General features: G+C 42.2%; 13 protein-coding genes and 1 tRNA gene. 5 read left to right on the top strand and 9 right to left on the bottom strand.

The genetic code is table 11. The features are described from left to right. Positions 1-108: 108 nt before the first annotated feature. On the bottom strand, positions 109-660 hold the full coding sequence (locus BDE27_RS04320) for a LeuD/DmdB family oxidoreductase small subunit (RefSeq protein ID WP_099131014.1): 552 nt from the start codon (positions 658-660) through the stop codon (positions 109-111). After that, entirely contained in the window at positions 657-1,955 is a 1,299-nt protein-coding gene (locus BDE27_RS04315) for a 3-isopropylmalate dehydratase large subunit (RefSeq protein WP_099131013.1), read from the bottom strand. The genes BDE27_RS04320 and BDE27_RS04315 overlap by 4 nt, the downstream gene beginning before the upstream one ends. A 223-nt stretch (positions 1,956-2,178) precedes the next feature. On the opposite strand from BDE27_RS04315, the gene BDE27_RS04310 reads away from it, so the two are divergent. Next, entirely contained in the window at positions 2,179-3,096 is a 918-nt protein-coding gene (locus BDE27_RS04310; RefSeq protein ID WP_099131012.1) for a LysR family transcriptional regulator, read from the top strand. 87 nt (positions 3,097-3,183) lie between these two features. Here the strand turns inward: BDE27_RS04310 and BDE27_RS04305 are convergent, their stop codons facing one another. The 7 genes from BDE27_RS04305 to trmB form a co-directional block, all read right to left on the bottom strand. After that, positions 3,184-3,963: an L-threonylcarbamoyladenylate synthase gene (locus BDE27_RS04305; protein WP_099131011.1), complete on the bottom strand. Its 780-nt coding sequence runs from the start codon at positions 3,961-3,963 to the stop codon at positions 3,184-3,186. 41 nt (positions 3,964-4,004) lie between these two features. Beyond that, the gene (locus tag BDE27_RS04300) at positions 4,005-4,490 is read right to left on the bottom strand and encodes a YbhB/YbcL family Raf kinase inhibitor-like protein (RefSeq protein WP_099131010.1); all 486 of its coding nucleotides are present in this window, start codon (positions 4,488-4,490) and stop codon (positions 4,005-4,007) included. A 217-nt stretch (positions 4,491-4,707) separates the two neighbouring features. Then, entirely contained in the window at positions 4,708-5,667 is a 960-nt protein-coding gene (locus tag BDE27_RS04295; RefSeq protein WP_099131009.1) for a siderophore ABC transporter substrate-binding protein, read from the bottom strand. 128 nt (positions 5,668-5,795) lie between these two features. Further along, a complete protein-coding gene (locus tag BDE27_RS04290; RefSeq protein WP_099131008.1) occupies positions 5,796-6,533 on the bottom strand; it encodes a DUF2884 family protein in 738 nt (245 codons plus the stop codon). Positions 6,534-6,569: 36 nt separating this feature from the next. Then, a complete protein-coding gene (glsB, locus tag BDE27_RS04285; protein ID WP_099131007.1) occupies positions 6,570-7,541 on the bottom strand; it encodes a glutaminase B in 972 nt (323 codons plus the stop codon). Between the two features lie 46 nt (positions 7,542-7,587). Then, a complete protein-coding gene (locus BDE27_RS04280; protein ID WP_099131006.1) occupies positions 7,588-7,914 on the bottom strand; it encodes a YggL family protein in 327 nt (108 codons plus the stop codon). Continuing rightward, positions 7,914-8,633, bottom strand: coding sequence for a tRNA (guanosine(46)-N7)-methyltransferase TrmB (trmB, locus tag BDE27_RS04275; protein WP_099131005.1), 720 nt, complete (start codon positions 8,631-8,633; stop codon positions 7,914-7,916). The genes BDE27_RS04280 and trmB overlap by 1 nt, the downstream gene beginning before the upstream one ends. A 246-nt stretch (positions 8,634-8,879) precedes the next feature. On the opposite strand from trmB, the gene mutY reads away from it, so the two are divergent. The 4 genes from mutY to BDE27_RS04255 all read left to right on the top strand — a co-directional run bounded on the left by mutY (position 8,880) and on the right by BDE27_RS04255 (position 11,656). Further along, positions 8,880-9,920 (top strand): A/G-specific adenine glycosylase, encoded by a 1,041-nt coding sequence (mutY, locus tag BDE27_RS04270; RefSeq protein WP_099131004.1) that lies wholly within the window; start codon positions 8,880-8,882, stop codon positions 9,918-9,920. A gap of 34 nt (positions 9,921-9,954) precedes the next feature. Next, on the top strand, positions 9,955-10,227 hold the full coding sequence (locus BDE27_RS04265; RefSeq protein ID WP_099131003.1) for an oxidative damage protection protein: 273 nt from the start codon (positions 9,955-9,957) through the stop codon (positions 10,225-10,227). Between the two features lie 111 nt (positions 10,228-10,338). Then, entirely contained in the window at positions 10,339-11,412 is a 1,074-nt protein-coding gene (gene mltC, locus BDE27_RS04260) for a membrane-bound lytic murein transglycosylase MltC (RefSeq protein WP_099131002.1), read from the top strand. Positions 11,413-11,580: 168 nt separating this feature from the next. Beyond that, positions 11,581-11,656 (top strand) — tRNA-Phe (locus tag BDE27_RS04255). Positions 11,657-11,774: the final 118 nt, after the last annotated feature.

Raw genomic sequence — 11,774 nt, 5'->3', positions numbered from 1 at the left:
ACATTAAAATTTATAAAAGGAAAAATAAATCAAGAGAGAATAAAATTATCACCAGAATTTTTCTAAATTAAACAGCCATCTATTAAGAAAAGATGGCTGTTTTCAATATCATCTTATTCTGCCTGAAGCACGGGCGTAAGAAAATAGCCCTCCGGCAGAGACAATATTGGCAAGTTCACCAATAGGATCGGTTTGATATTTTTCACCATTTTTCAACAGAATGACAGTCTGGTTTTCAATATCAATCTCAATACTGTCTCCCGTGACTAATTGGTCACACAAGCGCTCTTGGGCTGCAACGGGCAATAACTGGCCAGTTGATACACAATTTCGAAAGAATATACGGGCATAAGATTGAGCAAGCACCGCTTTCACCCCTGAAGCACCTAAGGCTGCCACAGCATGTTCACGTGAAGATCCACAACCAAAATTCTGCCCTGCCACAATGATCGGGTATTTCGCTTTTCCCTTGCATTCATCAATAAAAGGCAGTGAACCTTCCGGTAATCCACACATCGCCAGCGAAGCCAGTTGAGCGTATCCTTCAGGAGTAGAAGGATTGACCTTGAGATATTCCGCTGAAAGAATCTGGTCAGTATCAATATTATCGGTCAATACATAAACCTCACCCCGAATGATACTTTCCTTTAACTCACTCATAAAAACTCCTTAGGATTTGTTATTTGACCAGTAATAGCAGCCGCGGCAACAGAATAAGGAGAAGCGAGATAAATATTGGCGCGTTTATGCCCCATTCTGCCGACAAAATTGCGATTGGTGGTGGATATGACTGATATTGGCTCATTGACGCGGCCAAAAGTATCTGGCGGGCCACCACAACAAGCGGCACACCCTGATTCAGAAGAAAGTTTCACTCCCGCATCGCTTAAAATCTGGTAGACAGAAACGCCATCGATTTGGGTCGTAATCGTTCTATGGAAAACTTCTTTTGTTGCAGGTACTGCATAAGTTGGAATTATCACTTTATGCCCTTTGATAACGCGGGCTGCCGCAACAAAATCCTCCAGCTTGCCCCCGGTACAAGAACCAATATATGCCTGAGAAATGGCAACATTGGCTACCTGCTCAATGGAAACGACATTATCCGGAGAATGGGGTTTGGCAATCTTTGGCTGCATCGTGGAAACATCAATATTTAACACACGGCTATATTGTGCATCCTCGTCAGGGTAGACAATTTCAAACGGGAGATTATTTCTTTCTGCTAAATAATCCAGAGTCGCCTGATTGGGAACCATAATGCCATTTTTAGCTCCACACTCAACGACCATATTGCAAATCGTCATGCGCTCTTCTACTGATAACTCATCAATAACGTTACCACCAAACTCTATAGCCTGATAGGTTGCACCATCGACAGTTAACTCTGACAATACAGATAAAATCATGTCCTTAGCCAAAACATGGGCTGGCTTGGTTCCGGTAAAATTGACCCTAATGGTTGTTGGCACCTTAAGAGGAATTTCTCCCGTACCTAATGCATAAGCTGCGTCAGTAATCCCTAACCCAATGGCAAATGCACCAAAAGCCCCCGCAGTTACAGTATGAGAATCTGTGCCCAGTAACACTTCACCCGGGCGAATATGTCCTCCCTCTGCAAGCCCTATATGGCACACACCTTTATAATTGGGTGTCCCAACATCATAAAAATATTTTATGTTCTGTTCAGCGGCAAATTCACGCATCACCCGAATATTCTGGTTAGCTTGTGAGTCAGCCGAATAGACAAAATGGTCTGGAATTAAAATAAAGCGTTCAGGATCCCATATCTTTGCATCTTGCCCAAACTCCTTTTTAAATACGCTGGCTACACCTGGCGTGCAGGGATCGTGAGACATCAGAATATCCACTTTCGCCCAAACCACTTCACCCGGAGTGACTTGCGCACGCCCACTTGCCCGTGCAAGAATTTTTTGTGTAATAGTTTGGCTCATCTCACATTGCCCTCCGAAAGATAAAAACAGACTCAATAGACTGTCATCCTAACAAGATTACGACTCCTTAACGTAGGGAAATACCATCGTATGATTCACTGTTTCCATTATGGAACAGTTGTCCACAAAATGGGAAATTCTTACCCATTGAATCTGACATATCACTATAGGATATGTGATATGTTATAGGCTGGTTCCTACGAGTAAATCATCAGGTTATTGCATGAATAATATTGAGAATCTTACCTCAATGGTGGTCTTTGCCCGTGTTGTAGAGACGCTGAGTTTTACTGAAGCAGCAAGATCGTTAAGGCTATCCAAGTCTTCTGTCAGCCGCGAGATTGCACAATTAGAAGTAAGATTAGGCACCCAATTACTCAACCGCACTACACGTAAAATTCAAGTAACAGAAGTTGGGATGAGTTATTACCAATACTGCCATCGGATCCTTACCGAAGCCCAAAATGCTGAACATTTTATACGTAATTTCCATGAAGAACCGATGGGAAGCTTACGCTTGATTGCGCCGGTATCCTTTGGCAGCCAATGTATTGTTCCCGCCCTGAATCACTTTATCGCCAGTAATATTCATATCAGTGTCGATTTGGAACTGACCGACAGAACAATTAATATGGAAGAAGACCAATGCGATATTGCCATCATCATAGGGCGTGAAACGCCACAATATCCACTTGTTATGCCTTTAATTGATATCACCTGGGGACTTTACGCAACCCCAGACTATATAAACCCATTTTCTCCAATAGAGAAACCTGAAGATCTTCCTCGTTACGATTATCTGCTATTTCGTGGCCCTGCACATACGATTTCCCTGCCATTCCGTAAGGAAAGAAATAAGCTGGATATTGAAGTACGCAGCCGATTTCGCATCAATAACAGTGTGGCGTTAATGAGTTCCGCTCTGTCAGGAGCGGGTATTGCCTATCTCCCCGATTATGTTACTCATGAAGCCGTGGCAGAAGGGAAATTAGTACGACTTCTCCCAGAATGGAGCATGGATATTTATCAGGCATGGATACTATTTAAATCAGAAAATACGCTATCTTCGCGTGTACAAAAATTTGCAAGCTCTTTGCAACGCAAGCTAAGGCAAGATTTGGAGAAAGGAAAAAAAGCATAACTACAGATATCAAGCGGGTACAACAGCACCCGCCAAAGATATTATCTGTCAGAGGTATCAATAGCCATTACTATTAATCAACAATAATTAATAGTAATTGCCGTGACGGTAATCCCAGGTAGTGAAAGTGTCGGACATCATTGCCATGATTTTATGTACATCCAACCCTTTTCGGATTAATACCGGACATGGAGTAATATCGCGTTGCCCCTGTTGCAGCGGAACTAATTTACCATTTTCATCTACCATTGAAACCATCACACCTTGTTCATAACGAGTTTGCTCAGTTTCATTTGGCTGGATAGATTTGACATAGTCATTAGCGCAGATAATCAGATCGGCCCGCTCTTCTATCCTCTCACCGATACATTCAACCAGCCCGCGATTTCCCTTACCTGATGGGTTAGCCGAGCTGGCAAAAGAGAACTTACCATATTTTTCCCACAGTTCTTTTGCCAGGATTTCGCCGGGTTTGCCAAATTTAATGACGAAACAGCTCGTACCACGTTGATCCATCATCAGTTCTTTAGAACCATCATCTGGAATACGGGCTATCGCTTCTTCTTTCCACGGCAAGATACAACCTAATAATACGTCTTCATCCCAATGTCTTTGATAAAGTTCTTCAATTTCCGCGTTAAGCTGAGCCAACTCTTTCAATTGTTCCAAAGAACCACATAAAACAACACCAGGCTTGTTGCGATTACGCAGCTTAGCCTCAAATTTACGCTCCAGACCTTGCGCATCAGATGTCATGATAATGTAGCCAACTTTGGTTGGGCAGACGATCATGCCTCCATCATTAGCGAGGATCTCTACCGCTTCCGGCTGTAACCCATAGTTCCATTGAATTTTTTTGCTGCTCATATTGATACCCCTTACTGGAAACGGAAGAATTATTGATTCGGTTAACGCTGGTAGTAGCCGGTAATAGAAGCTGTTGCCAAGGTATTGGCCTGGATCATAAAACGCGCAACGGCATTTGTTGTTTCAGCATCAATTCCCAGTTTCTCTACCGATAAGGCATGTACAGTGAAAACATAGCGATGGGCTTTATCTCCCACAGGTGGACAACAACCACCGAAACCAAACAGGCCATAATCATTTCTGCTCTGAATTGTACCGGTTGGTAATTTGCTACCATCACTTTGCCCTGCATTTGCAGGTAAGGATTGTGTTACAACGGGAATATCAAAAGCGACCCAGTGCCAGAAGCCACTACCCGTTGGTGCATCAGGATCATAGACAGTAATCGCAAAACTTTTGGTTCCGGCTGGTACGTCCGCCCAAGCAAGTTCGGGGGAACGGTTATCACCATTGCCATCAAATTGATTAAATTCATGCTCTTTTTTCAAGAAATCACTATTCTTAAATTCAGTTGAACTAATAATCATGCTTATGTCCCCCATTGGATGCCTTTTGAAATATCCTAACGTAGATTTTCTGTACCGCAAGGCCAGGTTATGATTTTGCTTGATTGTTTCAATTTAGGAACAATAACGGGTTAGGGGTAATAAGTGAGTCAAAAATACCCCGAAATCTCACTATTCAGACTTCAGGGTAACTTCAGAGAAAAAGAATTTTAATTTGTGAAATTACAACGTGATGAAATTATAATGCATCAGCAACCGCTTTGATTTGTCGCGTCATGCTATCTAAACCACCGCCAGACAAGTACCAGAGATCAGACTGTAAATACACTATCTTCCCATTTTGATAGGCATTAGTTGATTTGACTTGATCATTTTCAAACTGATCTTTTTCTAATTTACCTGCACCAATTGCTTCACTACGGTCGATAATCAAGATCACATCAGGGTTAGCTTGTGCAATCATATCCGCCGTCACAATTCGACTTTTGTCTTTATCCGATGTAACCGGCAATACAGCACGAGGCGCTTTAATCACATTGTAAACAATAACCTGATTATTAGGATATAACTCACCCGCATTATGCAGTAATACTAATACCTTACTGTTTGCTGCTTTTGCTTTTTCCTCAGCGGATGCAATCGTTTTTTCCAAATCAGCAAATTGCGCTTTCACGATATCCTGCTTATTGAATAACTCACCCAACAATTTAAGATTACTATCAACGGATGACAGATAGTTTTTATTGTCCGTGCTTAAATTAATGGTTGGTGCTATTTGTGACAGACGATCATAAAAAGCACCTTGACGTCCGGTAATGACAATTAAATCTGGTTTAATTTCCGCTAATTTTTCCAAATTCGGCTCTTTCATTCCCCCGGCATTGTGCATAGTTGTAGACACACTATTACGCACATATTCAGTACGCACATATTCAGGTAAATTATTAATGGGTAATGCAATCACTCGATCAGACAATCCCAGTTTCGCCATTGAATCGTAAGTTCCGAAATCGAATAAAACCACCCGTTTTGGATTCTTTTTAACCTGGGTTTCGCCGGAAATATGTTTCACCGTGGCATAATCACCAGACTGAGCTGTCACTGAATTTGGCGTAACTAATTCTGGTGATTGGCTGAATGCAGAGTAACTGATAGCAGAAAGCAGTGATGCAATAACAATTGACAAGATTTTTTTCATTCGTTACACCTAAATTAAGTCTATTAATAAGAGGTGGCTTGCATTCTAGGTGGCAACATTAATATGTCAACAAAATAAGAATCAATTTCATATTGATTCTTATTTACTTGTAGGGTAAACAACCTATTTTACTTAATCTCATTCATAAGACTAATGCGCTGTTGTTCTAATTGACTGGCTTTGCTACATACTTCCGCTTTTAAACGCTTTAATTCTTGTTCCTGCTTTTTCCATTCTGCATCAAAACCATTTTGCATGCCGCCTAACCCACCGAGAAGAGACATTATCATTTGTTTGCCGTCACCATTTTGGTCACTATTTTTACGGCTCATTTCGTTAATACTATCCTGCAAAATACCACCAAGGCTCTGTTCAATGAGTTTCCGGCCTTCAGGTTCTACCTGTTTGACGGCCTGAGCATTAAAGGCAAAACCATTAGCACGGGTTTCAATCACTTTATCGATTTGTTTAATGAGGCCAGATTCCAATTGAGATAAACGGTTACGGATATTACTTTCCTTACCCATTGTTTCGACCACCACTTTATCCAGTGACTGGCGCGCATTCGTCAAATGACTTAGCGCTTCTTTCTTAACCCAAGGTAAATCCTGACGGATCGTCTGTTGATATTGCTGAGCTTTACTACGTTGTTCTGTATTCAGCGATAACACCTTACCCTCTCTGGTTATGGAACCATCAGACAATATTTTCAGGTTTCCACTCGCTCCTGTAATTTGGACAGAATTTGGTGTGACAATAATGTCATCATTAAGTGTCGCATGACATTCAGAACTCGCCTGTGCCTGAGTGACAATGGCTTGAGACGCAAATAATAATGATGCAGCAATCGTGATCCTGCGTAGCATACATTCTCCTGATTTCTAAGGTTAAACACAGACAGATTAAAAGATAGAACGTCCAATACGCCCTGCTAATTTTTCCAGTGCTGCGCAACCTGCCAATGAGTTGCCGGATTTATCCAGTTCAGGCGACCATACCGCAACAGTGAATTCTCCCGGAACCACACAGATAATGCCACCACCAACACCCGATTTCCCTGGCATACCGATCCTGAAAGCAAACTCGCCAGAACCATCGTACATACCACATGTCAACATAAGTGCATTAATCTGACGAGTTTGTCGAAGGCTCAAAATTTGTTGACCGGAATCCATCATTCGTCCTTGGTTGGCTAAATAAATAAAACATTGAGCTAATTCAACACAATTCATTTTCAAGGCGCAGTATTGGAAGTATGTTTGCAGAACGGTGATAACATCATTCCCAAAATTACCGAATGATTTCATCAGGTAAGCTATCGCGGCATTGCGGCTGGAATGCTCCATTTCTGAACGGGCAACGATATCATCATAAGAAATATTTTTTTGTCCTGTGAGGCTACGAACAAACTCCAGCATTCGATGTTTAGGTGCGCTCAAGCGAGATTGCAGCATATCGCAAATAATCAATGCTCCCGCATTAATAAAAGGATTGCGGGGAATTCCCTTTTCCAACTCCAACTGTACCAATGAGTTAAACGGCTGTCCCGAAGGTTCCGTACCCACCCGTTGCCAGATATCCTCTTCCTTATAACGTGTCATCGCTAATGTTAAGCTCAACACTTTAGAAATGGATTGGATGGAGAAGCGCTTTTCCGCATCTCCCGCTTTAAAAACTTGCCCATCTACCGTACAAATGGCCATCGCCAAATTATTTGCCGGAATTTCCGCCAGAGCAGGAATGTAATCTGCTACTCTTCCTTGACCAATCAAAGGGCGTACTTCTTCTAAGATATCTGCCAACAACGAATTAGAGAACCTTACCTTCACCACTTTTTCTCCAGACAAACAGGGGCCCCTAACGAGCCCCTGCATACAGCGCTATTTTTACGTAATACGCTTTTTCTTATGCAACAGCGAATCAATCCCACCACACATCAAACAATTCTGATGTGATAACGTCTTCCATACCGCGATCTTTCAGCCAACTCTCAACCAATTGGCGATGTTCTTCCGTACATTTGCCGATTTTTTGCAGGCAGACAATACCTTCCCATTGCAAATAACCGCTGGCATCCAGAGCAAGGCCATTTGGCTCGATCAGTTCTTCAATCAAGGCATCAACTGTGCTATCGACAACCTCAACGGATGTATCAGCCGGAAAGTTCCACTTTACTGAAAAACCCAATTCCTGAAACTCATCAATACGCAATTTTTTACGCAGACGACGACTACGGTTTTTAGCCATTATTTTACCCTCTCAAACATTAGATCCCATACACCATGACCTAACCGCTGACCACGCGTCTCAAATTTTGTGACCGGGCGCGACTCAGGACGTGGCACATAATCACCGTTTTCCGATAAGTTGTGATACCCTTCTGCTGTGCTCATCACCTCCAGCATATGCTCTGCATATGGCCGCCAGTCGGTCGCCATATGGAAGACACCACCAATTTTCAGTTTACTTTTAATTAATTGAGCGAATTCAGGCTGCACAATTCTACGTTTGTTATGGCGCGCTTTATGCCACGGATCAGGGAAGAAAAGCTGAACCATTGCCAGGCTCTGATCTGGGATCATGTTATTCAATACTTCGATAGCATCATGGCACATCACTCGCAGATTACTGAGATTTTCATCTTCTGCGGATGCCAAACAAGCCCCAACTCCCGGCACATGAACTTCGATTCCCAAAAAGTTTCTCTCTGGATTTTCGCTTGCCATTGTGACCAATGATGCGCCCATACCAAAACCGATTTCCAACACAACAGGTGCTTCACGACCAAAGATCTCTTCCATATTGGACAATTCTGTCTGATAGTCCACTCCCATCCTTGGCCACACATTATCAAGTGCTTGTTGCTGGCGACTCGTTAACCGCCCCTGCCGACGCACAAAACTGCGGACACGGCGCAATGCCCTGCCATTTTCATCATATTCCGGTGAAATTACATTATTTATCATGGTACTTTTTGTCAGTTTCTAAAGACATTTTTTTCAGGCGTCTGGGACTTTATGTACCGCAGGATTGCCCAAAGAGAGCGCAATTATGCAAAGATGGCTGAGTTTATCAAGTTCAGTGTCCATAAGCACAACTTTAATGCTATGTTTGCGTAATGCTTCGAAACAAAGTTCGGGTTTACACTGAGGTTACACTATGTTGCAATCCCGCTCACGAAACAATTACCAGATATAAAGACAATTATTCTAATGATGGAAGCTGAGCAATTTTCACAAGTGGTACTTGAGTGGTATCACCGCTACGGCCGCAAAACCCTGCCGTGGCAGTTGGAAAAAACATCCTATCACGTCTGGCTTTCAGAGGTGATGCTGCAACAAACTCAAGTTGCGACGGTCATTCCTTATTTCCAAAAATTTATTTCACGTTTTCCTGATGTTACCTCTTTGGCTGCTGCCCCACTGGATGAGGTTCTCCACTTATGGACTGGCTTAGGATATTACGCCCGTGCCCGTAACTTACATAAAGCCGCACAACAGATCGTGACATTGCACAAGGGTAAATTTCCAACAACCTTTGATGATGTTGTTGCCCTGCCCGGTGTAGGACGTTCAACTGCCGGAGCCATTCTTTCATTGTCCCAAGGTAAGCATTACCCGATCCTTGATGGTAACGTGAAACGTGTTTTGGCTCGTTGCTACGCTGTTGACGGCTGGCCGGGGAAAAAAGAGGTTGAAAACCAGTTATGGGATATCAGCACACGCGTAACGCCCAAACAAGGTGTCGAATATTTTAATCAGGCGATGATGGACTTGGGCGCTATAGTCTGCACCCGCAGCAAACCAAAATGTGAGATTTGTCCACTTAATACGGGTTGTATCGCTTACGCCAATCACAGTTGGGCAAACTATCCGGGGAAAAAACCAAAACAAAGCATTCCTGAAAAAACAGCCTACTTTTTATTAATGCAACATGGCGATATGGTCTGGCTAGAGCAGCGCCCACTTTCTGGTATTTGGGGGGGATTGTTTGCTTTCCCGCAATTTACTGATCAAATATCACTGGAACAATGGCTAAAAAATTCAGGTATCTCACACAGCAAACTTGAACAACTGACAGCATTTCGCCACACATTCAGCCATTTTCATTTAGATATCGTTCCTATTAAGATCGATATCTTAGCTTTTGATTCCTGCATGGATGAAAGTAAGGGACTTTGGTATAACTTACGTCAGCCAGCAACTATTGGATTGGCAGCTCCCATTGAGTACCTTTTGCAACAATTGGGTTAAGTTGCCCACTATTTTGAGGATTTGAGGATTAATTATGAGCAGAACTATTTTTTGCACTTTTTTACAACGAGAAGCGGAAGGTCAAGATTTTCAGCTCTATCCAGGAGAATTGGGCAAGCGTATTTTCAATGAGATTTCGAAAGAAGCATGGCAACAATGGATGAGTAAACAAACCATGCTGATTAATGAAAAAAAACTCAATACCATGAATCCAGAAGATCGCAAACTGCTTGAACAAGAGATGGTTAAATTCCTGTTTGAAGGACATGACATTAAAATCGACGGTTATACACCTCCAGAAAAATAATATTACTACGCTATTCGTATAGATTGACATAATAAGAGCCATTTTGTATGGCTCTAAACATTGATTAAAACCTGAATATCCAACAGCATTAATATCCAACGGCATTGTAAAATGAAAAGACTGCTGGCTCTGATCCTCCTTGCTCCACTTCTAATTTCCTGTTCTGGCAAAAAAGACGTTGAATACAGAGAAGAATATATAAAAGACACCAATGGATTCGATATTTTGATGGGACAATTTGCCCATAATATTGAAAATATTTGGGGATTACAGGAAGTTTTAATCGCAGGCCCAAAAGATTACGTTAAATATACAGATCAATATAAGACCCGTAGCCATATCAATTTTGAGACGGGAAATATTACGATTGAAACCATTTCCCCAATTGAACCCACTGAACATTTACGCAAAGCGATCGTTACGACTTTGCTGATGGGAGATGATCCTGGAACTATCGATCTTTATTCCGACACCAACGATATTCAGATCAGCAAAGAACCCTTTCTATATGGACAGGTTCTGGATAACACTGGTGAACCCATTCGCTGGGAGTGGCGCGCACGTCATTTTGCCAATTATCTGATCCAAAATAAATTGCAAAAACGTCAATCGGGATTACACATCATTTGGTCAGTCACCATACAGTTGGTTCCTAACCATTTGGATAAACGCGCTCATAAATATCTTCCTATCGTTCGCAAAGCATCCATAAAATATGGCGTTGATGAATCCCTGATCCTTGCCATCATGCAGACTGAATCCAGTTTTAACCCTTATGCCGTCAGCCGTTCTGATGCCTTGGGCCTTATGCAGGTAATGCAACACACCGCCGGACGAGATGTTTTCAAGATGCAAGGAAAGTCAGGCCAGCCTAGCCGCAATTATCTCTTCGATCCTGAAAACAATATTGATGCCGGTACTGCCTATCTATCAATATTGCAAAATACATACTTAGGGGAAATCAAAAACGCAACTTCACGTCGATATGCCGTTATCACTGCTTACAATGGCGGTGCAGGCAGTGTATTACGCGTATTCTCCAATGATAAAAAGAAAGCGGTTCAAATCATCAATTCAATGGAACCTGGTGATATTTATGCAACTCTAACCAATAAACACCCTGCTGCTGAATCACGTCGCTATTTGATAAAAGTGAACAATGCACAGAAAAGCTATCGAAGATAGTTGATAACAAATTAGCAACGGATAGTAGAGAAATAACAAACGGAGAAGCAATTGCTTCTCCGTTTTGTTTATATTTATAGCTTATTGTGTGAATTAAAAGCACATAAATAAATTTATGCAGAAAGTGTTTGACGGATTGGGCTGAATACGGTTTAATGCGCCCCGTTAGCCCGGATAGCTCAGTCGGTAGAGCAGGGGATTGAAAATCCCCGTGTCGGTGGTTCGATTCCGCCTCCGGGCACCACTTCAACTTCCAGTGAAGTCCAGCCCAGTCAAACAATTCTTAGTAAATCCTGCAAAATTAATACTATTTCCTATTTCTACGTCTAGTTTCGTCTGTTGCAATCAAGATGCAGCGAAGG

Origin of the sequence: Xenorhabdus ehlersii (assembly GCF_003610465.1) — a bacterium.
GTDB classification, from domain to species: Bacteria; Pseudomonadota; Gammaproteobacteria; order Enterobacterales; family Enterobacteriaceae; genus Xenorhabdus; species Xenorhabdus ehlersii.
This window is presented reverse-complemented; position numbering and strand designations above follow the sequence as displayed.

Bases quoted from the DNA above. Each gene is read 5' to 3' on its own strand.
- BDE27_RS04320 (WP_099131014.1), bottom strand. From the start codon at position 660: ATGAGTGAGTTAAAGGAAAGTATCATTCGGGGTGAGGTTTATGTATTG.
- BDE27_RS04315 (WP_099131013.1), bottom strand. From the start codon at position 1,955: ATGAGCCAAACTATTACACAAAAAATTCTTGCACGGGCAAGTGGGCGT.
- BDE27_RS04310 (WP_099131012.1), top strand. From the start codon at position 2,179: ATGAATAATATTGAGAATCTTACCTCAATGGTGGTCTTTGCCCGTGTT.
- BDE27_RS04305 (WP_099131011.1), bottom strand. From the start codon at position 3,963: ATGAGCAGCAAAAAAATTCAATGGAACTATGGGTTACAGCCGGAAGCG.
- BDE27_RS04300 (WP_099131010.1), bottom strand. From the start codon at position 4,490: ATGATTATTAGTTCAACTGAATTTAAGAATAGTGATTTCTTGAAAAAA.
- BDE27_RS04295 (WP_099131009.1), bottom strand. From the start codon at position 5,667: ATGAAAAAAATCTTGTCAATTGTTATTGCATCACTGCTTTCTGCTATC.
- BDE27_RS04290 (WP_099131008.1), bottom strand. From the start codon at position 6,533: ATGCTACGCAGGATCACGATTGCTGCATCATTATTATTTGCGTCTCAA.
- glsB (WP_099131007.1), bottom strand. From the start codon at position 7,541: ATGCAGGGGCTCGTTAGGGGCCCCTGTTTGTCTGGAGAAAAAGTGGTG.
- BDE27_RS04280 (WP_099131006.1), bottom strand. From the start codon at position 7,914: ATGGCTAAAAACCGTAGTCGTCGTCTGCGTAAAAAATTGCGTATTGAT.
- trmB (WP_099131005.1), bottom strand. From the start codon at position 8,633: ATGATAAATAATGTAATTTCACCGGAATATGATGAAAATGGCAGGGCA.
- mutY (WP_099131004.1), top strand. From the start codon at position 8,880: ATGATGGAAGCTGAGCAATTTTCACAAGTGGTACTTGAGTGGTATCAC.
- BDE27_RS04265 (WP_099131003.1), top strand. From the start codon at position 9,955: ATGAGCAGAACTATTTTTTGCACTTTTTTACAACGAGAAGCGGAAGGT.
- mltC (WP_099131002.1), top strand. From the start codon at position 10,339: ATGAAAAGACTGCTGGCTCTGATCCTCCTTGCTCCACTTCTAATTTCC.